Here is a 24,669-nt window from a genome sequence, read left to right as displayed (position 1 = left end):
TATTCCCTTAACGCCTGTTAGCGGGTAAATGTGCGGCTTTATTGACGTCATACCACCAGGTATCAAACCCGGTTGCGTATAACGGATGAATAGCCGGCTTTGAAAACTTGTTCCACCAGGCGAAACGATCTGCGGCCATGTACCACATTGGGATCATGTAATAATTCCATGTCAGTACGCGATCCAGAGCCCGGCCTAAGGGAAGCAGTTTTTGTTTATCACCTTGATTAGCCACAATCTGAGAAATCAGTTCGTCAACCACCGGGCTTTTCACCCCGGGGGCATTATATGTGGAATCAACGTATTCTGAAGCCCATGCGATCTGCACGTCAGCGCTGGGATAAGGCATGGCGCTATAAAGCGTTGGTATCATATCGTAGTCTCGCTTGCGCATGCGGTTGGTGAGCTGCGAGTTGTCGACCTGACGAATCTCCATCGTGATCCCCAGCCGTTGTAAATTATGCTGGAATGGTAAAACCCACTGTGTGTTACCGGAGGCCCCTATTAGCAATTCGAAGGTGAAGGGTTTGCCAGTTTTAACATTGATGAGTTTCTGGTCTTTCAGTTCCCATCCAGCCTCTTTTAACAACGTCATCGCTTTGAGCAGGTTCTCACGGTCAAAACCATTGCCGTTCGATTTTGGCGGGTTGTAGACGCTGGTGAAAACTTCTGGCGGTAAATCTTTTTTCAAGGGAGCTAACAGGATGAGCTCATCCGCATGCGGATAATCACGAGCAGCATATTCCGTATTCTGGAAATAACTGTTTGCCCTGCTGTAAGCACCATAGAAAAGCGCTTTGTTCATCCATTCAAAATCAAAGGCCAGGCCAATCGCTTCGCGCACTTTCCGGTCCTCAAAAATTGGGCGCTGAATGTTAAAGGCCAGCCAGCGTGCATCCTGCGCCGCATCGTTGGGTTGTTCTTCTTTTACGATGAAATGATTAGCAAAATTCTTCCCTGTGTAACGCGTGGCCCAATTTTTGGCTGAAGCTTCGTTACGAAAATCGAACGCTCCGGCTTTGAAAGCTTCAAAGGCGACATTGTCATCGAGGTAATAGTCGTACCGAATAGAGTCAAAATTCCAGCGCCCCCGGTTAACTGGCAAATTGGCGGCCCAGTAGTCCCTGACACGTGAGTAGGTGATGTATTGCCCCATGCGCCAGGCCGTTATCTTGTAGGGGCCACTTGCCAGAGGGGGAGCAGATAGAGGATCGCTGAGTTTATGATTCTTCCAAAATTTTTCAGGGAACACGGGTAGCGAGAACAAACCTAACATGCGTTCTTTACTGGGTGTTGCCAGTTCAATGCGCACCGTTAAAGGGGCAATTGCCCTCACTTTTGCGCCCTTATAAACCAGACGAAATTGCGGTACGCCTTCGGTCATAAATTTGTTGAAGGTAAAGGCGACATCACTGGCTTTTATGGGCGTCCCATCATGAAAACGCGCCTGCGGATTAATTTCGATTTCGGCCCACGCGAAGTTATCAGGATAACGCGCCATCTCAGCGACCAGCGGGTAGTAGCTTCCCGGCTCGTCATCGGAGTTGGCAAAAAGCGTGTCATACAGGGTATCGGTCCTTACACCAGGATTGCCACGCAAAGCATAGCGGTTGAAGTTATCAAAGGTGCCAATTGCTGAGAGCGTGATATCCCCGCCTTTTGGAGCCGCAGGGTTAACATAATCAAGATGGGTAAAGTTGATGGCGTATTTAGGTTCCCCTAAAACGGCAAAGGAGTAGCTTTCCTTGATGTTTTCAGCAAGGCCTGGGGCTGCAATCAGGCAAAGGCTTAGCAGGGTGAGAATGCGTGCAAACATCGTATAGATCAATCCTTGTTGAGGAGGAGCTTACCTCATCGTTTCTTCCCGAAACAATATCAGTGTCCAGGCAACGCCCCGCCGCGTTATAACGCCATGATGATAAATCATAAGTTATAGCTGCCATACTTCAAGCCGCATCGGTGTTGGCTGGGCTCAAACAAGCTCATCGTAGGTTTTTTGCTGACCGTCCCATGACTTCAATTGCTCAAGAGTGAGTGGGCGGGCGAAATAGTAACCTTGTAAATAATTTACCCCTCGGTCGATTAACCATTTGGCTTGCTCAGGTGTTTCCACGCCTTCAGCGACCGTCGTCATACTTAGCTTGCGAGCAAGGGTTAATACGGCATCAAGTACAGGGGATGTTACAGTTTCTAAACCTATAGAATTCACAAAGCCGCGATCGATCTTCAGGTAATCCAGTTTAAAGCGTTCCAGATAGATAAGTGCGCTGTGCCCTGTACCAAAATCATCGACTGCAGTTTGAAATCCTTGCTCATTCATCCAGGTAAACAGGCAACTGGCTTCATTTTCTTTCACCATATCTCGTTCAGTGATTTCGAAAATTAGCTGGAAATGATAAGGAGGCAATGAGGCGGCAAAAGCTTGAATATCTTCTTTAAAGGTTGGTGAGTGTAAATGGCTAGGAGCCAAATTCACGCCGAGGCGCGCACCAGCCGGTAAGATATGCTGGAGCTTTTGGGCATCACGTGCAATCAATTCAAACAAATGGCGGGTGAGGGGAACAATCAATTGCTGTGCTTCGGCAAACGCGATAAATGCATCGGGAGGAATAAGCCCCGCAATTGGGTGGTTCCAGCGCATCAACACTTCCACGCCTGACATTTTTAATTCTTTGGCATCAACAACCGGCTGATATACAACATAAAATTGCCCACGCTTAATGCCCATCAAAATCTCTTTACCAGAGCGTAGGCGCACCGTCAGGAAATAGGCGCATAACGCACCACCGAGTATGCCGAATACGAGCCCGGTCAGAATCGAGATTTGAATGTCTTCTACGGGCCAGGTTTTGCCATACAACGCTATCTTGATGGGATAATCTTCCATGGATATTACGCGTGTAGGATGCTTCGGGAGATTCTCAGCATTCATCACATTGCTGGATATTGTGGTTAGCGCTTTATCACCTGCGATGATCGCCATCGACACCATATCGCTCTGGCGAGTAGTGAATAATAGATACGGTGTAAGATTTACATTCAGGGTGGCGAAAACACCGCGCCCCTCAATTATTGGATTTTTAAACCATGCGGCAATAGTTGGCTTACCGGGCATCATTGGGGTACCGAGCATGATAGCCAGGTCAATATTCTTGTTGAGATCGATATCTGGGGAGAGCTGGTGCATCTCCATCAACATGCTGCCCGTAGCCGAAGAGCAGTAGGCGTTGCCGTTACGAACTAATACAAAGGCGCGAACGTTAGCGTTAAAGGCTGCGCGCGAGGTCAATTCGCCGGAGACTTGATGGCAGTCTGAAAGGGTTAACGGTTGAATGCCGCTGATGGTCGACTGTAGATCCTCGAAAAAGATGCTGAGATATTCACGCATATCTTCAGTCAGTGTGTCGTAGTTGGCTTCACGCTTACTGTGTAATGTCAGACTGGTTATTCCGCCAATCATTAGCGCGGCAAGCACGCCGGCTAAAATACTGAAGGCGGCTATTTGCCGGATAGAAGTAAAGTAACGTGAGAAAATATTTTTAGAAAACATGTATGAATGGTTCCTGCAAGCGCAAGAGACTGATCGTTTATTTGCGTTTTTTTGGACTATAACGCAAAAACGATCGATACGTCATAAAGTTTCGAACGAAAACTATCATCATTTCATAATTATTTAACTGGATGAATTTCAGGCAATAAAAAACGCTGCATAAGCAGCGTTCTTTTGTCTCGTCATATTGGTGTCTTGCAGATCAGCCAAGGGAGTAACTGTCTGCAAGGTGCGCATTAACTGCGGCTCAATACGCGTCGCGCTTCGTTGTAGCGCTTTTTCCAGTAAGGCTCATCCATGCTTGAAATCGTCACACCACTGCTGGTGGAAGCATGTACAAACTGGTTGTTACCGATATAAATTCCAACATGTCGACCCGTTGAACCTGCACGGAACAGAACTAAATCACCAGTACGTAATTTACTACGTGAAATCGATTTACCTGAATCCTGCTGTTCAGAAGTTGAACGAGGCAACTCTAAACCGAATTGTTCACGGAATGTGCGCTGCACGAATGCAGAACAATCAATACCGCTTCTATTACTGCCACCGAGGCGATAACGAACGCCTTTCCAACTTGCATATTGATCCATAAGACGTGATTTCACATCTACATTACGGACCATCTCTTCGAATTCATCCTGAGAAGCTTGCAGTAAAAAACCATCTTTATTGCCGACTGCATGCGTCTCAGAATGCATATTTGCGGTGTTTGTCGAACTACATGCTGACAGCATAACTGCCACAGCAACGGCGGGAATTACCCGCAAGATATATCTCAAAATAGGCTGAGACTTGACCATTATGTTTGTTATCCCTTGATGTCCTTAACGATAAATATCGTTATACAAAATACCAACGTGACGAGACTAATTACCTGCGCGCCATGAGACAAACGCTAATGAACAAAACTGTGGTTTGTCGCACAAAATTATTCACATAACAAATGAATTGGGCATCAGCGCAAAACGTATTCGAGGTTACCTCATCAAATCAGGCATGGCGAGCGGTTTTCACGGAAATTTTATAAGAAATTGTGATGTTAAAAGTTAAAAAGTAATATTGCGTAGTTGTTAACCAGAACTGTTGCTTATCTGCGCAGGTACTTCATTTGTCTAATGAAGATGGCAGGTTAAATATTAGACACTCCATGTGCGTGGATAAAAAACAGGCAGCAATCATTTCTGGTTTCTGATGATTGCTGAAAATAATGTTTATTTGGTGTTATTGAATTGTTCTTTTTTTGCCGGGTAAATAACGATCCAGGAGATTTATTAACCCATCGCTTATTGGGGTTAATAGAACCCAGGGCAACCCAACGAGAGCAATAGATAACGAGCCGACGAAGATATCAGTGAACCAATGTGCACCGATCATCATGCGTGGCATGATGAAAATCAGGAAAATAACGACAGCAATAGCAAACGCTTTTTTACCGAAATATCGCAGCATGAAGCCGGTAAAAATCAGCAGCATTAATCCATGATCGCCAGGGAAACTGTCCTTAGACGCATCTTTAGTTGGGAAATGCAGCAATTCGCTAACACGGTGAATATCCGTGAAATAGAGCGTTGGGCTGACGTGGGATTCGGGAATCAAATGGCCAAGTTGATTGATAATAATTGCGCAAAATAACATCACAATACCCATGATGATCATGCGTCGGCGGCCTGTCGCAGACTCCGTGCGCCAGTAACAGAAAAACAGTGCACCCATCGCTAATAGCGAAATACCATCGAACACGCGGTTATTTGTCACGGCAACAAACACCAGGAACGCATGGCTCTTAACCAGCTCGCGGTTAAAGAAATGGAAGATCCCGGAGTCCAGGGTAAACCAAAAACCATGCCCTTCGGGCAGATACCAACTAAAAAATAGTGCTAACCCAAGTGCATTGAGCACAAGGATGAGAGGTAATCGAATATTATTCATACTAAATCATTAGATATTTTAACAAAGACGAAAGGGTAGACTCACAAACTTAAACGTAGCTTCAACAATGAAGTTTGTAGCGCATTCCAGTCAACGTCACCGCTATGTATTAACTCTATGCGGCTGTCAGGTGGAGCGACATTCTGCGTTTCAATATGGAAATCAAGGCCCTGACGGTTGATTCGTACCAAACCCTCCGCAATACGCAGCACACCTTTGACGCGGTCGACAGGAGCAAGTCTAGCCCATTCCAGAACCCCTACTGTGTCAAATAGTGTGTCGGCATCAAAAATCCATCCGCAACCCACATAACCCTGGCCACTATTAATGCTGCGCCGCCAGCGTTGATGCTCAGGCAAACTTAATGCCGCTAACCCACGTGTTGCTGCATGACTATGGTTATGGTCCTGACTGGATGGCACCTCGCGCAGGTTTTGGCGTGGTTTATCAAGAAGGCTAATATCAATATGGCCATTTTGCGCGGCGATCATTTCCCGCCCAGTACCCTCACGCAGCCACCATTCGTTAAGAGCCGCGCGGCTTTCATCGCTGGAACGGTCTTCTTTATTTGCAATAATGATATCGGCAGCAGCGAGTTGATCGCGGAAATTATCATTATTGACTGCCCGCTCATCAAGCAACTGGCGTGGATCAAGCAGACACAGAGTGGCGTTGAGTTCAATCGATGGCTGGTAAACTTCGGCAGTCAACATATCGAGGATTTGTTTTGGGTGACCAAGCCCTGTCGGTTCGATGAGCAGACGATCAGGTTTACCCTGACGAAGTAAAGTATTGAGCCCTACCTGCATCGGCAGTCCGTTTACACAACACATACAGCCACCGGGGATTTCTTTCAGCAAAGCACCGCTGTCGGCTAATAACGCGCCGTCGATTCCGACTTCACCGAATTCGTTGACCAGCACAGCCCATTTTTCATGCTCGGGCTTATTGGCAAGTAAATGCAGAATGGTAGTGGTCTTGCCGCTACCGAGGAAACCGGTAATCAGGTTGGTTTTAGTCACAAGTGCTCCGGACGGGTTAAGTGAACCTTACGTAATGTTCAATTATCACTATCCTGAACAACAATTACCAAAAAATGAAGCCCGGACGACTCCACATCCTTGTGAAGCGGGGTTAAAGGCATTGATTGTTAAATTAAGCGACCAAATCTGCGACCGCGGCTTTCGCACCTTTGCTGCATAACTCATTCCACGCAGCGGTAATGCGCGCAACGAATTGTTCATCAGCAGGCAGGTCGGTGCCAAAGATTTCACGCAGACTGAGCAGGGCATGAACTCGCTCATTAATAGAGCTGTTTGCAACCAGCGTTTTAATCTTTTCTGCTAACGGGTCGCGAATATCAATTTCATGACCCGCATCGTCTGTGCCACTGACATAACGCATCCAGGCGGCAATTCCCAAAGCCAGGCATGGCCACTCATCGCCTTGTTGCAGATGCCAGCGCACACTTTCTAGCATACGCTGTGGAAGTTTCTGGCTACCGTCCATCGCGATTTGCCAGGTGCGGTGTTTCAGCGCCGGGTTGTCAAAACGCTCAAGCAGGTTATGGGCATACTGCTGTAGATTTACGCCTGTAACGCGCAGTGTTGGCGCTTGCTCTTGCATCATCAAACGGTGTGCCGCCTTACGGAAATGCTCATCTGCCATGCAGTCATTGATATGCGCATAGCCTGCGAGGTAGCCGAGCCAGGCGAGGAATGAGTGGCTGCCGTTCAACATACGTAATTTCATTTGTTCCCATGGCATCACGTCGTCAACCATTTCGACGCCAACTTCTTCCCACGCTGGGCGGCCTGCAACAAAGTTATCTTCAATGACCCACTGGATAAATGGCTCGCCCGCAATGGCACAGGGATCTTCCACGCCCAGCGTGTCAGTGACTTCTTGCAATGATTCAGGTGTCGCCGCAGGGACAATTCGATCAACCATGGTGCCAGGGAAGGTGACATGCTCGCGAATCCAGTCCGCTAATTCCTGGCTGCGCGTTTCCGCCATGCCAATGACCGCATTGCGTACGACGCGGCCGTTGTCGGGAATGTTGTCGCAAGAAAGTACGGTAAATGGGCGTAGCCCACGTTCGCGGCGGCGATTCAGAGCTTCCACCAAAATGCCCGGAGCTGAGTGCGGTTCTTCAGGGTTTTGCAGGTCGTGAATAATGCGCTCGTTATTGCTATCAAGCTTGCCGGTTGCCGGGTCAATGCAATATCCCTTTTCAGTCACGGTAAGAGACACAATCGCGACCTGGGGTTCGCAGAACTTCTCAATAATCGCATCCAGCCCATCAAGTTTTGCATTCAGGCATTCGTTAACCGCGCCGACAATAATCGCCTGGTTGCCATCGCGACCTTTTTCCAGCACGGTGTATAAATGATCCTGCGCACGTAACGCGCTCATCAGCTTATCACCGCTAAACAGGCTAATTTCGCAGATGCCCCAGTCACCCCCTAATTTATTGAGTACTCGATCCGTCAACAGCGCCTGGTGTGCGCGATGAAACGCACCAAAACCAAAATGAACAATGCGGGTTTTTAAAGCCTTGCGGTCATAAAGAGGCTGTTGAATATCGACAGGTAACGTGGCTGAAGCAATTGTGTTCATAAAATGCAAATCCTGGTTAACTAATTAGTAACATTGCCCAGTCTAAAGTTATATGACAACAAATCAAATTGGTGTGCTGTCTTTATCCCTTTAATGTGAGCTGGATCAACCAATATCACCGCAAAATTTGACCAGAAAGAAGAATCCGGTATGGTAGTAGTCAATACAGCATTATAGAATTGGTATGACAACTTAACTGAGGAACTGTCGATGGAACAAACATGGCGTTGGTATGGCCCGAAAGACCCGGTATCTCTGGATGATGTGCGTCAGGCGGGCGCGACCGGTGTCGTTACTGCTCTGCATCACATCCCAAATGGTGAAGTCTGGCCGGTTGCTGACATTAAAGAACGTCAGGCGGTGTTGGCAGCAAAAGGGCTGACCTGGTCAGTGGTAGAAAGTATTCCGGTGCACGAGGAAATTAAAACGCATACCGGTGACTACGATAAACATATCGCAAACTACCAACAAAGCATTCGTAACCTGGCAGAATGTGGCATCGACACCGTGTGCTACAACTTCATGCCGATTCTGGACTGGACACGTACCGATCTGGAATATGAATTGCCAGATGGTTCGCGCGCACTGCGTTTTGACCAAATTGCTTTTGGAGCATTTGAACTGCATATCCTCAAGCGCAAAGGTGCTGAAGCGGATTACAGTGAAGACGAACAGCGTCAGGCGCTGGGCTACTTCAACAATATGTCTGATGCCGAAAAAGAAAAGCTGACCCGCAATATCATTGCTGGTTTACCCGGTGCGGAAGAGGGATACACCCTTGACCAGTTCCGTGCACGTCTTGCTGAATATGACGGCATCAGTAAAGAACAGCTGCGTGAAAACATGGCGTACTTCCTGCGTGCAATTGTTGCGGTAGCGGAAGAGGCCGGTGTGCGCCTGGCAGTTCACCCGGATGATCCACCGCGTCCAATCCTGGGCCTGCCGCGTATCGTTTCTACTATTGAAGATATGCAGTGGCTGAAAGAAACTGTCGACAGCATTTATAATGGCTTCACCATGTGTACCGGTTCTTACGGTGTTCGCGCGGATAACGACCTGGTGCGGATGATTGAAACGTTCGGCGATCGCATTCACTTTACCCATCTGCGCGCAACCTGCCGCGAAGATAACCCGAAAACCTTCCATGAAGGCGCACACCTGCAAGGTGATGTGAACATGGTTGCAGTGGTGAAAGCGATTCTGACTGAAGAACAACGTCGTAAAAACGCCGGTGATCTGCGTCCGATCCCGATGCGTCCGGATCATGGCCACCAGATGCTTGACGATCTGCACAAGAAAACTAACCCAGGTTATTCAGCGATTGGTCGTCTGAAAGGCCTCGCTGAAGTTCGCGGTGTGGAACTGGCGCTGAAACAAACCATGTTCCCGGATTTGCTGAAGTAAGCTGAACATTTATGTAAAAACGCGCCTTCTGGCGCGTTTTTTTATGGTTGCTACAGGAATCTATTTATACAGACCCAGGTTACCCGTGAGTCTGGTGATTTTTTTCTTCGACCCAATTAACCCAATAGCTACCAGTTCAATATGATTGCTGGGTTCCGGGGATTAAAGAAATGCAGAGTATGTTTGTGTTAAAGGAGATTAAACCTTTGGTAAGCTATCCTATTAAGAAATAACAGAAATAATTTTTCCCAAAATACAAACCCGCCGAAGCGGGTCTGAGATCTTGTCGGTTAAACCGCAAAACACTTATTAATCAGCACGACCCATAGAACGCTTTTCAGCGATATGAATGCGGATCTTCTCACCCGTCACCATATATTCTGGAACCTGAATGACCAGGCCAGTAGACATTGTTGCAGGCTTGGTACGGGAGCTTGCTGACGCGCCTTTAATACCTGGAGCAGTTTCAATAATTTCCAGATCCACAGTTTGTGGCAGTTCAAGGGCGAGCAATTGGCCATCCCAGGTAAGAACCTGCATGTCCGGCATACCGCCTTCTGGAATAAATTGCAGCTCTTCTTCAATCTGATCTTTGGTGAAGATATACGGTGTGTAATCTTCTTTATCCATGAACACGTATTCGTTGCCATCAATATAAGAGAAGTCAACGTAACGACGGGTCAGAGTGATGGTGTCGACAATATCGTCACCTTTGAAGCGCTCTTCAACTTTCTGGCCAGTGCGGACATCAGAAAAACGCATTTTATAAAGCGTTGCTGCGCCACGTGCGCTGGGTGCCTGGATATCGATATCTTTAACAATCAGCAGCTTGCCGTTGTAATTCAGTACCATACCCTTTTTGATTTCGTTAGCTCTTGGCATCGATGTTTCCTGTAAAAAATTGAGGAGCGAAAATATTGCGTCAAATTACTCGGGAGGCGTCTTTCAGGCAAGCGGATTTCATTGCAGATAGTGCATAAATCTACGTAGTAAAGCCGCACTCCTGCTGCTACAGTCCTGATTCTTGTCAGCCCACCGGAGTATTGTTGATGGACTGTCGTCCCGATTGCGGCGCGTGTTGCACCGCACCTTCTGTATCAAGTCCTATTCCCGGCATGCCAGGTGGCAAAGCTAATAGTCAATTATTCACAGTATAAAAGTCATTGATTGTGATTGGTGAGGAGCTTCCTGGCTTTCTGTGTCCTGGATACGGTAGATAGCGGCTTTAGCGCCCTGTTGCTGTCGTTTACTAATTAGAGTGCACTATAGAGGTGTTTGATGGAATGCCGTATTGACTGCGGAGCTTGCTGTATCGCTCCGTCGATTTCAAGTCCGATCCCAGGAATGCCACAGGGAAAACCAGCTAATGTGAGATGTGTCCAGCTTGCGGATAACTTCATGTGCAAGATCTTCACTTCACCGTTGCGCCCGAAGGTTTGCGCGAGCTTACAGGCTAGTCGCGAAATGTGTTTCACTCATCGTGATGATGCTATGACCTATTTGATTAATCTGGAAGCAGATACATCACCTTAATCTCGGTAACTTTTTGTGGTCAAAATACGAACTATTGTTGATGCCGACAGCGAGAGTAAAAGCTTCAGTTGAAAATTCTTCGACAAAATTCTTAATTTACGGCTCCTTAAATATCCCTTATGGAAGAGGGGATAAAATCGTGTGATTATTCGGCAGTTTGCGTTAAGTACATCATGATTTTTATCATGAAACCATCAGTCTGATGGCTAAGGAAGGCATGTTGACAACTCAATTTGAAACACTGTCCTGTTACTCGCTGGGTATGTGGAATGGCGATTTCTCTGCGGATGTGTTGCGCTTTCGTGGACGCGAAGCGTTAAGCGAGCCGTTTCGCTGGGTGATTGAATTCACATCGCCCCAGGCCAACGTCAGGCCCGAACAGGCGCTGATGAAGTTTGCCAGTTTCAGGATGCGTGACGGGAAGAATGTTCATGGCATTATTACCCGGCTGGAATGGCTGTCCACAAATGCCGATGAATCCCACTACCGCATCACCCTCGAATCCCGACTCGCTTTATTTTCCCGTACCCGTCGCAGTGCCATTTATTCCGAACAGTCTGTGCCGCAGGTCGTTGAACAGGTGCTTCGTGCGCATGGACTTGAAGGGCCGGATTTTGAATTTCGCCTTTCGTGTGAATATCCAACACGCGAACTGATAACCCAGTGGCGTGAAACAGACCTGGAATTTATCCAGCGTATTCTTGCGGAAGTGGGGATCTGGTTCCGTTTTGAAATGAATGCCTCAACGGAAATGGAAATCGTCATTTTTGGTGATAGCCAGTTGCAGTATGTGTTTGATATGAAACTGCCTTATGGTGAGCCGTCGGGGCTTTTTGACGGGGCGCGTGATTCGGTCTGGGGTGTGCGTAGCTGGCATAACATAGTGAGCGGAACGGTGCAGATGAAACACTATAACTACCGCACTGCTTCAACACCGATGGATGCCACCGTTTCTGTACGTAATGATGCTGTCACGACAGGTTCACAGTACCGCTACGGTGAACCGTATCTGGACGCGGGTGACGATGCCGACCCGGAACCAGCCACTGAAAGCGGTGCTTTCTACGCGCGTCTCGGTCATGAGCGTGAGCTGAATAAATCGGCCCGTATCCACCTGTTCAGCAACGCTTCCCAGCTCAGCCCCGGCCAGGTGCTGGAGCCGCAGGGTGACGTCGTCCCGGCGCTGAAAGAAGGCGTGATAATGACGCTGGTGACGTTTATCGGCTCCCGCGATTCACGGCTGCATGTCTCTGTCTGGGGCCAGCCTTACACCGAACGTTACTGTTTCCGCCCGGTGTGCCCTGAGCGCCCGGAAATCCACGGCACACTCCCGGCCAGAATCGAGAGCCGTGAGAAGGGGGATATCTACGCTCACCTGGATGAGACAGGTCGCTACCGGGTGAAACTGGATGTGGACCGGGAAGGGACTAAACGGGGCTACAGCTACCTGTGGCTGAGGATGGCAAAGCCGTATGCCGGTGACACGCTCGGCTGGCACACGCCGCTGACCGACGGCACGGAAGTGGCGATAGCCTACAGCAACGGGGATATAGACCTGCCGTACATTGCGTATGCGCTGCACGACTCCGCCCACCCGGACCATGTGACCCGCGATAACCATACACGCAACATCCTTCGAACCCCGGCGAACAATAAGCTACGCATGGAAGACAAGCGCGGCGAAGAGCATATCAAGCTGGCGACGGAGGCGGGGAAAACCCAGCTCAACACCGGGCACCTGGTGGATGCGCAGGGCAAACCCCGTGGCACGGGCACCGAACTGCGCACCGACGGCTACGGCACACTGCGCGCAGCAAAGGGGCTGTTTATCAGTGCAGACGGGCAGGCGAAAGCGCAGGGCCAGGTGCTGGATATGGACGCGGCGCTGAAGACCATCGACCTGCTGCAACAGCAACTGGCCCGGCTGGCTGCCGCCGCAGAGCAGGCCGAAGCGCTGAAGGCAGACATTGACAGCCAGAAACAGATGTTTGAACAACGCCTGGAACCACTGAATAAAATCCTGCACGTCTCAGCCCCGGAAGGGATGGCCTTTACCAGCGGAAAACACCTGCAAATGACGGCCAGCAAAAACGTGGCTATCAGTGCCGGAGGCGATATCAGCGTGGGCGTGATGGGGAATCTGACCGCGCTGACGGGGGAAAAGCTGGGGATGTTTGCGCGCAGCGGGCCGATGAGCCTGAAAGCGAGCGAAGGCCCGGTGGAGATGCAGGCCCAGAACGGCAACCTGCGGCTGTTTGCGGAGAAGAAACTGACGCTGACCAGCACCGAAGACATTCTGTTCGCGGGCAAGAAGCGCATCACGCTGATAGGCGGTGGAGGGAGTTATCTGAAGATAGAGGCGGGGAAGGTGGAGTACGGCACGACAACCCAGTACCTGCGCAAGGTGAAGCGGACGGTGAAGGGGGCGAAAAATGACATGCCGTTTGAAGCTGTTGCCGGGAATGGTATTTGCCTTAGCTGCCTGATGAAGGCGGTGATGAATGGTGACACTTTTGTCGTAAGAGGGGAGTCATGAGCAGTCTTAGTTTTCGCCTCGCAGCACAACACCTGATTCATTCCACAAAATTGACATTATTTTCCCTGGTGGACGGTCTGCAATACGAGCGGCATTTTGGTGAAGAACTGTCTGCACAACACGCTGCCATACCCTTGTTTGATACCTGGCCTGATTCACGCATCGCGTTTGCCGGACCGTGGATTATTCAACTGTGTGAATCGATGGAAATCAGAGAAAAATTGTGCACTCTGGAGGTGGCGTTGCCTTCTGTGTCATGGATATTGTCGCCTTTGAGACTGAGTGACCTGGCTTCGCATTTTAAGAAAAATATGAACATCGGGCTGCCTAATGGACGTACTGCTTTATTGCGTTTCCAGGACCCCCGTGTACAGGTTCGTTTAGGCGAAATGCTGGATAGCCTGCAACACCAAGAACTCACAGATTCAGTGCAGGAATGGCTGACGACAGTGGGCGACCGCGTCTGGTCATTTAAACAAAGGGAATTCATATGCTGAAACTGTCTGAAGAACAGTGCGCCAGTGTTGACAGAATGGAAGATGATGATTTTGTCAGAGATACGGCGCAAAAGATAAAGAAAAGATTCCCGATGATTAACGAACCGGATGAGACTTTCCATGCTCGTCTGGGTAACGCGTTGGATTACGCAAACACGCTGCCGCTGAAAGAAAAAAATGTAAGACGTGATTTTTTAATGCTGGAAGCGTTCTATCCGGGCTTTTACCAGAAACCCGAGGTGGATAAATGGCTTAGAACCCCGAACGGTTATTCGGTTGACCAGCGAGTGGAAGATTTTAAGCATGTGATGATAAACAGGGAAAGGAGAGGACTTTAATGGTCTGGGTTGGTGTGGGTACAGGAGCGGCGGCAGGGAGTGTCGGGGTCGCAGGTGGTGCAGTGGGTTCATCCTCTCATCCCGGGAAGGGAAATGATGGGGGCTGGGATGATTATATGTCTTATCCTGATTCAGGCAGTACGCAGTATCAGCATAACGGAGGGTTTGATTATCAGGGAAAACTTTACGATCCGATCCTGGACGAACCCATGGTAGTCAGTGCAGAGACGCACGGTGATTATTGGGAAGACGATATGGATTACTCTGAATCCGTGAGCTATGAAGGCGTCGATACCAAAATAGGGGCACATACAAAGACAGATGAGAAAACTTGTGAGGGCTGCCCCCCGGAAGGAAAAGTGTTGCCTATGGTGAGGCGTTGTTCCCGCTGGAGTGTGGTGACTATCAGTTACCAGACACGGGTCTGCGGTACATTTTATAATCCAGAAACGAAGCAGATCCAGGAGTTTAAGTACTGCGGTGTCTCATTTGATGGCTGGAAGGATAAGTTGTGCCAGTTCTGGGAGGCTAAGGCGCGGTATGATCAGTTTTTCAGGGCTGATGGACGAAAAAAAGAATGGTGGACTGGTGACACCAGTGCGATTAAACAAGCTGCTCGACATCAGGCAGTTGCAACCGTCAATCCCCCTTTGAAAGTTATGTGGATTTTCATGCAACCCATAAGTGCTAAATACTTTACAGTCATTTTCCAAAGTATGCATGACATTATAGTTCGTTGGGAACCATAATTATGAATATTGATATGTCAGTTAATTATTCTTTTAGAGTTGGTTCAGGGAACATTACTTTTGAAAAAATCATTGAACAGTTTTCATTTTTGGTAATAGAATCAAATGGTTTACTTGGTAAATGCTATGAATGGTATGAAACTGGGTATTCGAAAAAACAAGCTTTGTCACGCATAGCATTTGAGAAAAATAGAATTAGTGAAAATACATATTTGAAATGGGAAAGAAAATATAAAAAAGATTCTCCTCTTTTTGTTGAAAGTATCTGGGATGGTAAAGGTGATTTCAGTAGTTCAATAAATTATCGGAAAATGTTTTTTGATCAAATTAATCGGGCTGATGTTGAATTGCATTTGGTGTCTCAAAACGAAAACATTGATGTGGAACGTTTTGTTGAACTAATCACAAATATTGCATGTTATTTAGATTGCTCATATATTAATGCTGATAGCAAAGGTTATCGTTTCTTTGATAAAAATGTTTTCCCAGATCGGTTAAGTGTAGGATGGATGCTATATATCCCTCATGTGCTCTTGCCTGAATTAATTCCCGAGGCTGCCAGAGTTGTCCCAGTTATGGATGGTGAAAAACAAAAAGGAACAATTATTGTTTCAACCGAAGAAATATTCGATGGGAATAATAAAGAACATATAGGTAAAGCTAACGACATAGAAATAAAACTTTTGGATCTTGGGTTATTACCGTTGATGACAGAACTTTAATCGAAGCTTATCACCCGGTGGCGGGAAACGGATCTTGAGTTTGTCCAGCGCCTGCTGGCGGAAGTGGGTATCTGGTTCCGCTCAGAGATGCAGGCGGCGACGGAGCAGGAGACGCTTATTTTTGCCGACAGCCAACTGGGTTACCGGTTTGATGTGCGCCTGCCGTACAGCGAGCCGTCGGGCCTGTTTGACGGGGCGGCAGAATCGGTGTAGGACGTGCGCACCTGGCACAATGTGGTGAGCGGCAGTGCCGCGATGCGCGATTACAACTACCGCACCGCCACCACGCCGCTGGATGTCAACGTGTCGGTGCACAGTGACGCGGTGACAACGGGTGAACAATATCATTACAGCGCTCCGTATCGGGAAGCCGGGGATGACAGCGACCAGGAGCGGAAAGCAGTGCGTTCTACGCCCGCATCCACCTGTTCAGTAACGCTTCGCAGCTCAGCCCCGGCCAGGTGCTGGAGCCGCAGGGTAAGGTGATTCCGACGCTCGAAGCTGGATTTCGATCGTAATAACAGCGAGCCGGGTTATGCGTACCTGTGGTTGAGGATGGCAAAACCGTATGCCGGTGACACTCTCGGCTGGCACACACCGCTGATCGATGGCACCGAAGTGGCGATACGCGCACAGGTAACATAGACGACAGTCGGCGTAATGACTCGAGTGGGCGGGATGCTGGCTGCGAACCCGATGGTTGTCTGGGTTTGAGTACTGTATTCCGCCCTCTACATTCCGGCAACGGGTGCGCGCACACTGGTGGTGCGGCTCCGGCCCTTGATCAGCCACTATACTGGTCAACCCGATCCCGGAAAACCAGGGCGAGAGCACCATGCCACCGTTCCCGGATGAGAAGAATTTCAACGACTATATACTGGTGTTTCCTGCGGATTCATGGGTTAAACCGATTTATGTTTATCTCAAGTCTGCGAGGGATAAGCCGGGAACAGCGGCCGGGAAAGGTGAGGTGTTATCGGGAACAGGTAAATGGCTGGAAGCTGCCAGTACAGATCTGGGAGCTCCCGTACCAGCGCAGGTTGCAGATAAATTGCGGGGTAAAAAACTCAGTAACTTTGACCGGTTCAGGGAAGCATTTTGGCTTGCTGTGGCAGAAGTTCCCGAGCTAATGAGTCAATTTAAGAGAGCAAACCAGACCATTATTAGAGGAGGTAACGTGCCGATATCTATCCCATCTGAGCATGTTGGTAATAGATTCAAAATACACTACAGGGCTGATATTCCATGTGTTCAGCTTGGGCGCAGATATGCGCTGTAAAATCTTTCTTTCGCCACTAAGGCCTAAGGTTTGCGCGAGTCTGCAAGCCTCCATGGAAATGTGCGGCACGACGCGCCAGCAGGCCATGGATTATTTGATTTATTTTGAAGCCGCGACAGCCCCTTAAACGTCTTTAATTTTCACCATGCAATAAGCGGTGATAGCAATCATGCCAAGCGCGATATAAAACACGGTGTGGTAGTTCCAGATTTCGGCGACTACTCCTGCCATCGATCCAGCAATAATCCAGCCAACACGCGTCGTATTGGTATATAGCGTGGTAGCCGCTCCTGCCTGTCCTGGCATTAAATCCTGAAAATACAACATCCCAATACCTGCAAGAATGCCGATGAAAATAGCGTTCAGCAGTTGCAGACCCAGCAGCATGAATTCGTTATGCAACGTCAGCATGCCAATGTAGAACGCCAGGCCTGCGACTCCCGCAATGCGCATTAGAAAACGCTTACCGAAACGTTTGGCGTAATAGCCTGCGATAAGCATTGTTGGGATCTCAAGCCCGGCAGCTGTTCCCATCATCACTCCCGCCAGCTTCTCTGGCAGATGCAATTCATTAATGATGTAAAGCGGCATATTAATGATGTAGAGACTGTTACAGCCCCACATCATGGTACAGGCAACGAACAACAGCAGGGCATCACGGCGGTTACGGTGCGGAGCTTCAAGTGTGGTGGATTTAGTTACTACCTCTTTACGCATTGATGGCAGGAGCAGCCGTACCATCACGCTGCAAACCACAAATGCAAAGGCCGCGCTCAGATACATGGTGGTAAAACCAAAACCCAAAGCCAGTGCGTAAGCGATAGGTGGGCCAATTACCCATGCAAGGGAGACCTGCGCCCGCAAAATTGAGCTGAACATCACCGCTTCACGGCCCGTACGGTCAGCGTGTTCGCGCGCCAGGGCAAACATCTGCGGGTTAGCAGTGGAACCAAAGCTGCTGAGGAAAACACCGACAAACAGCAACACAAAATAGTTACGGTTCCACGCAAACAGCACACAGGCTAATGCGCCTAACAAACAGCAGACAAAAATAAGCGATTTGCGATCGCCTTTTCTATCAGAGCGCCCTGCAAGAAATTGGCTGACCAAAATACCGATGACAGCGCTGCCGGTAAAAAAGAAACCTACCATAGCAGGACGAACATGTACCTCTTCCGTTAAAAACAGGCTCAAAGTTGGGGTTTGTAATGCCCCCGCAATTCCGGTTAAAAAAGCTACAATCAAAAAGGCGGTAGAAGTTAAGTCAAGGGGCTTGCGTGTTGCTGTTATGGGGGAGTTTTGCATGCTCTCAGTGTCGGGTGGTCAATGAACGCGCGGAGTTTACGCGCCTTGCCTGGAAATAAACAGTTGTTCAAATCAAAAGCGACACGAAAAGTTAAAACGCTGTTCCTGGTTATGTTCAGCAAAAGCTGATGCTTTTAAATTTTGTGCTGAACGTAACGTGATGCTGCTCACTTTTTCGGTTTGGATGGGAGAAAAAATGTGCGTAACCTCTAAATTCCGGTAACGAAAATACAACATATCTTGCCTGAATCGCGGAGGTTCTCCACACTACTTGAAACGTTTCAGCGTCGTCTTATTTAGTTTCAGGAGTGGGATGGCGCATTTTTTCTCATTGCAGCTGAATCGTTTCAATTCAGCAGGAGAGGAGAACCATGTTCCAGTTATCTGTGCAGGATATTCATCCGGGTGTAAGTGCCGGAAATAAAGAAGAAGCCATACGTCTGGTTGCCGCTGCGCTCGCGCAGGCAGGGAACGTGAGTATTGGCTATGTAGAAGGTATGCTGGCTCGCGAGCTGCAAACCTCCACTTACTTGGGTAATGGTATTGCCATCCCACATGGCACTACCGATACCCGCGATCTGGTACTGAAAACCGGCGTGAAGGTATTCCAGTTCCCACAAGGAATTGAATGGGGTGAAGGCCAAAAAGCTTACGTTGTGATTGGCATTGCCGCTCGTTCTGACGAACACCTTGGTTTGCTGCGTCAGCTGACGCATGTGCTCAGTGATGACGAAGTTGCTGAACAACTCAAAACCGCTACTTCAGCAGAAGAGCTTCGCGCATTGCTGATGGGCGAAAAACAATCTGCATCTTTGCTGTTTGATAACTCATTATTGGCGTTAGATGTTACCGCCACCGACCTGATGACGCTTCAGGCTTTAAATGCCGGGCGCATTAAACAGGCGGGTGCTGCCAACTCAGCTTTTGTAAGCCACGTAGTTTCCAGCAAACCACTCTATCTCGGGCAGGGAATCTGGCTTAACGACAGCACCGAAGGCAACCTTGCCAGTGCTGTGGCAATCAGCCGCCCAGTATCAGCTTTTGAAGCTGACGGCCAACCGGTATCGCTGTTGATGACGGTTGCAGTGGCCGACGACCAGCCCTTGCAAGTTCTCAATCGCCTGAGCGATATGTTGATAAACAACAATGCTGACCGTTTGCTGAATGCTGATGCGCCTGGGTTGCTGACGCTGCTGACTACTGATGTCCCAGCGGAACAAAATAGCCTGAGTGCAGATTTCCAGATTCGCAATGAACATGGTCTACACGCCCGTCCTGGTACGGTGCTGGTGAATACCATTAAACAATTTAATAGCGAGATTACCGTGACAAACCTTGATGGAACCGGGAAGCCAGCTAATGGTCGCAGCCTGATGAAAGTCGTCGCTCTGGGCGTGAAAAAAGGCCACCACCTGCGCTTTACGGCAACGGGTGACGATGCTGAACTTGCGCTGAAAGCCATTGGTGAAGCGGTTGCTGCTGGTCTTGGTGAGGGGGCAGCATGAGTCGTCGTGTCGCAACAATTACGTTAAACCCGGCTTACGATCTGGTCGGTTACACCCCGGAAGTTGAACGTGGTGAAGTTAACCTCGTACGCACTACGGGTCTGCATGCCGCGGGTAAAGGGATTAACGTCGCTAAAGTTCTTAAAGACCTTGGCATCGATGTCACGGTTGGTGGGTTCCTTGGTAAAGATAACCAGGATGGTTTCCAGCAACTGTTCAGCGAATTGGGTATTGCCAACCGTTTTCAAGTGGTGCAAGGCCGTACCCGCATCAACGTAAAACTGACTGAGAAAGATGGCGAAGTTACCGACTTTAATTTCTCAGGATTTGATGTAACCCCTTCCGATTGGGAGCGTTTTGTTGCTGACTCCCTGAGCTGGCTTGGTCAGTTTGACATGGTGTGTGTCAGTGGCAGTTTGCCTGCGGGCGTTTCACCTGATGCTTTCACTGACTGGATGAAGCGTCTACGTAGCCAGTGCCCTTGCATCATTTTCGACAGCAGCCGCGAAGCATTGGTCGCAGGTCTGAAAGCCGCACCATGGCTGGTTAAACCAAACCGCCGCGAGCTGGAAATTTGGGCTGGTCGCAAATTGCCAGAAATGAAAGATGTGATTGAAGCCGCCCACGCGCTGCGTGAGCAAGGAATTGCTCATGTGGTGATTTCGCTGGGTGCCGAAGGTGCACTTTGGGTTAACGCATCGGGTGAGTGGATAGCGAAACCGCCAGTATGCGAAGTCGTCAGTACCGTTGGTGCGGGGGATTCTATGGTCGGCGGGCTTATCTACGGCCTGTTAATGCGTGAATCCAGCGAACATACCCTGCGTTTAGCGACGGCAGTGGCAGCGCTGGCGGTAAGCCAGAGCAATGTCGGAATTACAGATCGTACTCAACTGGCGGCCATGATGGCTCGTGTTGATCTGAAACCATTTAACTGACAGCAGGAGAGGAACTATGAAAACGCTGCTGATTATCGAACCAGGTCTTGGGCAAGCTCGTGCGTACCTTGCGAAAACATTGCTGGGTTCAGCCGCGCAAAAAGCGCGCTTGCAGATTATCGACAATCCTAACGATGCCGAAATGGCGATCGTTGTGGGAACTGCTATTCCTGCCGATAGTTCGCTGAATGGCAAAAAGGTCTATCTGGGTGATATTGACCGTGCAGTTCAGCATCCGGAACTGTTTTTAGGTGAAGCGAAAGATAAAGCGAAGCCTTATACCGCTCCAGCGAGTGCTGCACCGGTCGAGTTGGCTAAAGGGCCGAAACGCGTTGTAGCGGTAACCGCTTGCCCAACGGGTGTGGCGCATACCTTTATGGCTGCTGAAGCGATTGAAACCGAAGCGAAAAAACGCGGCTGGTGGGTGAAAGTTGAAACCCGCGGTTCCGTTGGCGCAGGTAATGCGATTACACCAGAGGAAGTCGCGGAAGCCGACCTGGTTATTGTTGCGGCCGATATCGAAGTTGACCTGGCAAAATTTGCGGGCAAACCGATGTATCGCACTTCAACAGGCCTGGCACTGAAGAAAACAGCGCAAGAACTGGATAAAGCAGTTGTTGAGGCTAAACCTTTCGAAGCGACAGGGCAGAGTGCAGCCAGCGCCAAAGAAGGGAAGAAAGAAGGGGCAGGCGCTTATCGTCACCTGTTAACCGGTGTTTCTTTCATGCTGCCGATGGTGGTCGCGGGCGGTCTATGTATCGCGCTGTCGTTCGCTTTTGGTATCGAAGCATTTAAAGAGCCAGGTACGCTGGCTGCAGCACTGATGCAAATCGGTGGTGGTTCAGCCTTTGCGTTGATGGTGCCGGTTCTGGCGGGTTACATCGCGTTTTCTATCGCTGACCGACCAGGGCTGACGCCGGGTCTTATCGGCGGTATGTTAGCCGTGAGCACCGGTTCTGGTTTTATCGGCGGGATTATTGCGGGCTTCCTCGCAGGCTACATTGCTAAGATGATTAGCACTAAGCTGAAACTGCCACCAAGTATGGAAGCACTGAAACCAATCCTTATCATTCCACTGTTCTCAAGCCTGATTGTGGGTCTGGCGATGATTTATCTGATCGGTACGCCGGTTTCGAAAATCCTCGAAGGTCTGACTCACTGGCTGCAAACCATGGGCACCGCGAATGCGGTACTGTTGGGCGCAATCCTTGGCGGTATGATGTGTACTGATATGGGCGGTCCAGTTAACAAAGCGGCTTACGCATTTGGTGTCGGGTTACTCAGCACCCAAACTTACGCACCGATGGCTGCCATTATGGCTGCAGGTATGGTGCCGCCGTTGGCGATGGGTCTGGCAACATTTATTGCGCGTCGTAAATTCGACAAAGCTCAGCAAGAAGGCGGTAAAGCAGCGATGGTTCTGGGTCTGTGCTTTATTACCGAAGGGGCTATCCCGTTTGCAGCGCGTGACCCAATGCGCGTTCTTCCTTGCTGTATCATTGGCGGCGCGGTGACTGGCGCAATCTCCATGGCAGTAGGCGCTAAACTGATGGCTCCCCATGGCGGATTATTTGTTCTGTTAATCCCAGGTGCGATTACCCCGGTTGTGGGTTACCTGATTGCGATAATTGCAGGAACATTGCTGGCGGGTCTGTCTTATGCCTTCCTGAAACGTCCGGAAGCAGAGTTAGCAGCTAAAACGGCTTAAAGTTTTGTCATCACTCTAAAGCTCCCTGCATTTGCAGGGAGCTTTTTTTTGTCTATGCTTCGGCAGTTTCACGCTGCTGAGCTTTCAACCAGGCTATCTCTTCAGCCCAGATATCCGGGTTCGTCGTTTCCAGGATTAGCGGAATCCCATCGAAACGGTTATCACGCATAATCCAGGCAAACGGCGTGTGGCCAATATTGCCTTCACCCAGACTGTTATGGCGGTCGACACGGCTCCCAAAAGCACTTTTCGCGTCATTAAGGTGCATGCCACATAAATACTCAAACCCAACAATTCTTTCGAATTCAGCAAAGGTATTTTCGCAGTCTGCTTCGGTGCGCAGGTCATAACCCGCTGCAAAGGCGTGGCAGGTATCAATACACACACCGACACGGGATTTGTCTTCTACGCCATCAATAATCGCGGCCAGATGCTCGAAACGAAAACCGAGATTGCTGCCCTGGCCTGCTGTGTTTTCAATTACCGCAGTCACACCTTCGGTTTTATCCAGCGCGATGTTTATCGACTGAGCAATGCGGGCAAGGCACTCTTCTTCAGGGATTTGCATCAAGTGACTGCCTGGGTGGAAGTTCAACAGCGTTAAACCCAGCTGCATGCAACGTTCCATCTCATCAATGAAGGCTTCACGGGATTTTTCCAGCGCTTCCTCAACCGGATGGCCAAGGTTAATGAGATAGCTGTCATGGGGGAGGATTTGTGCTGGTCCGTAATGATACTTTTCACAAGCCCGTTTGAAATTGCTGATAACTTCGTCAGTGAGCGGAGCTGCGCGCCACTGGCGTTGGTTTTTGGTGAACAGGGCAAAAGCAGTGGCTTCGAGTTCGTGCGCGCGAATTGCGGCATTTTCCAGACCACCTGCAGCACTGACATGTGCGCCAATAAACTTCATCATTCTTACTCCTGTCAAAACCCGCTATCGGGAAACGGACAATGATAGCGGGTTAGACAGTAATTTTCCGTACCTCTTTATGCCATCAGGTGATGGATACCAAGGTTAATCGCGCCACCGCCAACAATCAGCCAGATAAATAGCACCAGAGCCATCAGCAGCGGGCGTACACCGGCTTTTTTCAGCGCGCTGAAATGAGTGGTTAAACCCAGAGCCGCCATCGCCATTGCTAGCAAGAAAGTATCCAGTGTTATCAAAGCATTGACCGCCCAGGCTGGCAGTAAGTGCAGTGAGTTAAACATCGCAACCACTATAAACAGCACCGCAAACCATGGAATGGTGATTTTGCTTTTCTGCGCCTGACCCGCCGGAGCCAGTTGTTTGACACGAGCTGCCAGGAAAATCAGGAATGGAGCCAGCATCATTACGCGCAGCATTTTCGCAATGACTGCGGCATTTTCAGTTTCAGGGCTGATTGCATGCCCCGCAGCCACTACTTGTGCAACTTCATGCATGGTTGAACCGGTGTAGATACCAAAAGCCTCCGGTGTGAACCATTGTGTGACATACGGATAAATCATTGGATAAATAAAGATTGCCAGCGTACCGAAAATCACCACCGTTGCGACCGCTACGGTGACTTTACTGGCTTCAGCTTTCACAACCGGCTCGGTTGCCAGAATCGCCGCAGCACCGCAAATACTGCTGCCAGCACCAATTAACCAGCTGGTTTGTTTATCCAGGCCAAACACTTTCTGACCCAACCAGCAGGCGAGGGCGAAGGTGCTGGTGAGTGTCAGAACATCAATGATGACACCGCTGGCGCCGACATCCGCAATCTGCGAAAACGTCAGTCGAAAGCCATATAAAATGATCCCAAGACGCAACAGATGTTGTTTGGCAAACAATACACCGCCATCACAGTGTTGCCAGATTTTCGGGTAAAGCGTGTTGCCAATCACCATCCCGCACAGAATCGCGAGCGTTAATGCACCGAGTCCAAGACCTGCAACGGAAGGAATATTCCCCAACCAAAGCGCCAGTGCAGTAATTGCACCTGCAAGCAGCAGTCCTGGCAGGAAATGCCACAATGTATGTCGATGAGTGGGAATTGATAACGTAGCCATAACCTTCTCCTTTGTGTTGG

20 protein-coding genes and 5 pseudogenes are annotated in these 24,669 nt (G+C 49.3%); 14 read left to right on the top strand and 11 right to left on the bottom strand.

From position 1 onward, the window contains the following. Positions 1–7 precede the first annotated feature (7 nt). The 6 genes from IX31_RS12880 to IX31_RS12855 form a co-directional block, all read right to left on the bottom strand. Complete coding sequence (locus tag IX31_RS12880; protein WP_034458693.1) at positions 8–1,816, bottom strand: extracellular solute-binding protein; 1,809 nt, start codon at positions 1,814–1,816, stop codon at positions 8–10. 156 nt (positions 1,817–1,972) lie between these two features. Continuing rightward, a complete protein-coding gene (locus IX31_RS12875; protein WP_034458691.1) occupies positions 1,973–3,550 on the bottom strand; it encodes a cyclic di-GMP phosphodiesterase in 1,578 nt (525 codons plus the stop codon). Positions 3,551–3,786: 236 nt separating this feature from the next. Then, the gene (gene mepS, locus IX31_RS12870; protein WP_034458689.1) at positions 3,787–4,353 is read right to left on the bottom strand and encodes a bifunctional murein DD-endopeptidase/murein LD-carboxypeptidase; all 567 of its coding nucleotides are present in this window, start codon (positions 4,351–4,353) and stop codon (positions 3,787–3,789) included. 421 nt (positions 4,354–4,774) lie between these two features. After that, on the bottom strand, positions 4,775–5,482 hold the full coding sequence (locus tag IX31_RS12865; protein WP_034458687.1) for a phosphatase PAP2 family protein: 708 nt from the start codon (positions 5,480–5,482) through the stop codon (positions 4,775–4,777). A gap of 41 nt (positions 5,483–5,523) precedes the next feature. Further along, positions 5,524–6,504 carry a CobW family GTP-binding protein gene (locus tag IX31_RS12860; protein ID WP_034458685.1) on the bottom strand — a complete coding sequence of 327 codons (981 nt, stop codon included), beginning with the start codon at positions 6,502–6,504 and terminating at the stop codon, positions 5,524–5,526. A 133-nt stretch (positions 6,505–6,637) separates the two neighbouring features. Further along, positions 6,638–8,101: a mannitol dehydrogenase family protein gene (locus IX31_RS12855; protein WP_034458683.1), complete on the bottom strand. Its 1,464-nt coding sequence runs from the start codon at positions 8,099–8,101 to the stop codon at positions 6,638–6,640. Positions 8,102–8,311: 210 nt separating this feature from the next. Here IX31_RS12855 and uxuA point away from each other — a divergent pair, with 210 nt between their 5' ends. Then, the gene (uxuA, locus tag IX31_RS12850; protein ID WP_034458681.1) at positions 8,312–9,505 is read left to right on the top strand and encodes a mannonate dehydratase; all 1,194 of its coding nucleotides are present in this window, start codon (positions 8,312–8,314) and stop codon (positions 9,503–9,505) included. A gap of 60 nt (positions 9,506–9,565) precedes the next feature. Here the strand turns inward: uxuA and IX31_RS23215 are convergent. After that, positions 9,566–9,655 (bottom strand): annotated as a pseudogene (locus IX31_RS23215) (DUF2000 domain-containing protein); the annotation flags it as partial. Between the two features lie 2 nt (positions 9,656–9,657). On the opposite strand from IX31_RS23215, the pseudogene IX31_RS23635 reads away from it, so the two are divergent. Continuing rightward, positions 9,658–9,738 (top strand): annotated as a pseudogene (locus tag IX31_RS23635) (Lrp/AsnC family transcriptional regulator); the annotation flags it as partial. Positions 9,739–9,814: 76 nt separating this feature from the next. Here the strand turns inward: IX31_RS23635 and yeiP are convergent. After that, on the bottom strand, positions 9,815–10,387 hold the full coding sequence (gene yeiP, locus IX31_RS12845) for an elongation factor P-like protein YeiP (protein ID WP_034458679.1): 573 nt from the start codon (positions 10,385–10,387) through the stop codon (positions 9,815–9,817). Between the two features lie 396 nt (positions 10,388–10,783). On the opposite strand from yeiP, the gene IX31_RS22385 reads away from it, so the two are divergent. The 9 genes and pseudogenes from IX31_RS22385 to IX31_RS23625 form a co-directional block, all read left to right on the top strand. Continuing rightward, the gene (locus IX31_RS22385) at positions 10,784–11,038 is read left to right on the top strand and encodes a YkgJ family cysteine cluster protein (RefSeq protein WP_072009446.1); all 255 of its coding nucleotides are present in this window, start codon (positions 10,784–10,786) and stop codon (positions 11,036–11,038) included. Positions 11,039–11,255: 217 nt separating this feature from the next. Continuing rightward, complete coding sequence (locus tag IX31_RS12840; RefSeq protein WP_422110229.1) at positions 11,256–13,574, top strand: type VI secretion system Vgr family protein; 2,319 nt, start codon at positions 11,256–11,258, stop codon at positions 13,572–13,574. Next, positions 13,571–14,071, top strand: coding sequence for a DUF4123 domain-containing protein (locus tag IX31_RS12835; protein ID WP_051880714.1), 501 nt, complete (start codon positions 13,571–13,573; stop codon positions 14,069–14,071). Before IX31_RS12840 ends, IX31_RS12835 begins: the two co-directional genes overlap by 4 nt. Then, positions 14,065–14,409 (top strand): hypothetical protein, encoded by a 345-nt coding sequence (locus IX31_RS12830; RefSeq protein WP_034458677.1) that lies wholly within the window; start codon positions 14,065–14,067, stop codon positions 14,407–14,409. The genes IX31_RS12835 and IX31_RS12830 overlap by 7 nt, the downstream gene beginning before the upstream one ends. Then, positions 14,409–15,158, top strand: a complete 750-nt coding sequence (locus tag IX31_RS12825) for a Tox-REase-5 domain-containing protein (protein WP_034458675.1) — start codon at positions 14,409–14,411, stop codon at positions 15,156–15,158. Before IX31_RS12830 ends, IX31_RS12825 begins: the two co-directional genes overlap by 1 nt. Before the next feature lie 2 nt (positions 15,159–15,160). Further along, entirely contained in the window at positions 15,161–15,880 is a 720-nt protein-coding gene (locus IX31_RS12820) for an Imm52 family immunity protein (RefSeq protein WP_241767190.1), read from the top strand. Positions 15,881–15,883: 3 nt separating this feature from the next. Continuing rightward, positions 15,884–16,507: pseudogene (locus IX31_RS22905) on the top strand (contractile injection system protein, VgrG/Pvc8 family); the annotation flags it as partial. A gap of 208 nt (positions 16,508–16,715) precedes the next feature. Beyond that, positions 16,716–17,063 (top strand): annotated as a pseudogene (locus IX31_RS23740) (S-type pyocin domain-containing protein); the annotation flags it as partial. Between the two features lie 51 nt (positions 17,064–17,114). After that, positions 17,115–17,286: pseudogene (locus IX31_RS23625) on the top strand (YkgJ family cysteine cluster protein); the annotation flags it as partial. On the opposite strand, the gene setB reads toward IX31_RS23625, so the two are convergent. After that, the gene (gene setB, locus IX31_RS12810) at positions 17,283–18,464 is read right to left on the bottom strand and encodes a sugar efflux transporter SetB (protein ID WP_034458672.1); all 1,182 of its coding nucleotides are present in this window, start codon (positions 18,462–18,464) and stop codon (positions 17,283–17,285) included. The pseudogene IX31_RS23625 and the gene setB sit on opposite strands and share 4 nt — an antisense overlap. Before the next feature lie 371 nt (positions 18,465–18,835). Here setB and fruB point away from each other — a divergent pair, with 371 nt between their 5' ends. From fruB to fruA, 3 genes are read left to right on the top strand one after another with little or no spacing between them, the layout of a single operon-like run. After that, the gene (gene fruB, locus IX31_RS12805) at positions 18,836–19,969 is read left to right on the top strand and encodes a fused PTS fructose transporter subunit IIA/HPr protein (protein WP_034458669.1); all 1,134 of its coding nucleotides are present in this window, start codon (positions 18,836–18,838) and stop codon (positions 19,967–19,969) included. Further along, positions 19,966–20,904 carry a 1-phosphofructokinase gene (gene fruK / locus IX31_RS12800; protein ID WP_034458667.1) on the top strand — a complete coding sequence of 313 codons (939 nt, stop codon included), beginning with the start codon at positions 19,966–19,968 and terminating at the stop codon, positions 20,902–20,904. Before fruB ends, fruK begins: the two co-directional genes overlap by 4 nt. A 16-nt stretch (positions 20,905–20,920) precedes the next feature. Beyond that, a complete protein-coding gene (gene fruA, locus IX31_RS12795) occupies positions 20,921–22,612 on the top strand; it encodes a PTS fructose transporter subunit IIBC (protein WP_034458665.1) in 1,692 nt (563 codons plus the stop codon). A gap of 52 nt (positions 22,613–22,664) precedes the next feature. Here the strand turns inward: fruA and nfo are convergent, their stop codons facing one another. Continuing rightward, positions 22,665–23,522, bottom strand: a complete 858-nt coding sequence (gene nfo / locus IX31_RS12790) for a deoxyribonuclease IV (RefSeq protein WP_034460070.1) — start codon at positions 23,520–23,522, stop codon at positions 22,665–22,667. 77 nt (positions 23,523–23,599) lie between these two features. After that, positions 23,600–24,649, bottom strand: coding sequence for a YeiH family protein (locus IX31_RS12785; protein ID WP_034458663.1), 1,050 nt, complete (start codon positions 24,647–24,649; stop codon positions 23,600–23,602). Positions 24,650–24,669 lie beyond the last annotated feature (20 nt).

Origin of the sequence: Buttiauxella noackiae (genome assembly GCF_000737905.1) — a bacterium.
Taxonomy (GTDB): Bacteria; Pseudomonadota; Gammaproteobacteria; order Enterobacterales; family Enterobacteriaceae; genus Buttiauxella; species Buttiauxella noackiae.
Note: the sequence above shows the minus strand (reverse complement) of the source record. Positions and strands in the feature narration are given on the sequence as shown.

Excerpts from the sequence above, each read along its gene's own strand:
- yeiP (WP_034458679.1), bottom strand. The coding sequence starts at position 10,387 with ATGCCAAGAGCTAACGAAATCAAAAAGGGTATGGTACTGAATTACAAC.
- IX31_RS12825 (WP_034458675.1), top strand. The coding sequence starts at position 14,409 with ATGGTCTGGGTTGGTGTGGGTACAGGAGCGGCGGCAGGGAGTGTCGGG.
- uxuA (WP_034458681.1), top strand. The coding sequence starts at position 8,312 with ATGGAACAAACATGGCGTTGGTATGGCCCGAAAGACCCGGTATCTCTG.
- IX31_RS12820 (WP_241767190.1), top strand. The coding sequence starts at position 15,161 with ATGAATATTGATATGTCAGTTAATTATTCTTTTAGAGTTGGTTCAGGG.
- IX31_RS12840 (WP_422110229.1), top strand. The coding sequence starts at position 11,256 with ATGTTGACAACTCAATTTGAAACACTGTCCTGTTACTCGCTGGGTATG.
- setB (WP_034458672.1), bottom strand. The coding sequence starts at position 18,464 with ATGCAAAACTCCCCCATAACAGCAACACGCAAGCCCCTTGACTTAACT.
- fruA (WP_034458665.1), top strand. The coding sequence starts at position 20,921 with ATGAAAACGCTGCTGATTATCGAACCAGGTCTTGGGCAAGCTCGTGCG.
- nfo (WP_034460070.1), bottom strand. The coding sequence starts at position 23,522 with ATGAAGTTTATTGGCGCACATGTCAGTGCTGCAGGTGGTCTGGAAAAT.
- IX31_RS12785 (WP_034458663.1), bottom strand. The coding sequence starts at position 24,649 with ATGGCTACGTTATCAATTCCCACTCATCGACATACATTGTGGCATTTC.
- IX31_RS12880 (WP_034458693.1), bottom strand. The coding sequence starts at position 1,816 with ATGTTTGCACGCATTCTCACCCTGCTAAGCCTTTGCCTGATTGCAGCC.
- IX31_RS12875 (WP_034458691.1), bottom strand. The coding sequence starts at position 3,550 with ATGTTTTCTAAAAATATTTTCTCACGTTACTTTACTTCTATCCGGCAA.
- fruB (WP_034458669.1), top strand. The coding sequence starts at position 18,836 with ATGTTCCAGTTATCTGTGCAGGATATTCATCCGGGTGTAAGTGCCGGA.
- IX31_RS12855 (WP_034458683.1), bottom strand. The coding sequence starts at position 8,101 with ATGAACACAATTGCTTCAGCCACGTTACCTGTCGATATTCAACAGCCT.
- mepS (WP_034458689.1), bottom strand. The coding sequence starts at position 4,353 with ATGGTCAAGTCTCAGCCTATTTTGAGATATATCTTGCGGGTAATTCCC.
- IX31_RS12835 (WP_051880714.1), top strand. The coding sequence starts at position 13,571 with ATGAGCAGTCTTAGTTTTCGCCTCGCAGCACAACACCTGATTCATTCC.
- IX31_RS12830 (WP_034458677.1), top strand. The coding sequence starts at position 14,065 with ATGCTGAAACTGTCTGAAGAACAGTGCGCCAGTGTTGACAGAATGGAA.
- fruK (WP_034458667.1), top strand. The coding sequence starts at position 19,966 with ATGAGTCGTCGTGTCGCAACAATTACGTTAAACCCGGCTTACGATCTG.
- IX31_RS12865 (WP_034458687.1), bottom strand. The coding sequence starts at position 5,482 with ATGAATAATATTCGATTACCTCTCATCCTTGTGCTCAATGCACTTGGG.
- IX31_RS22385 (WP_072009446.1), top strand. The coding sequence starts at position 10,784 with ATGGAATGCCGTATTGACTGCGGAGCTTGCTGTATCGCTCCGTCGATT.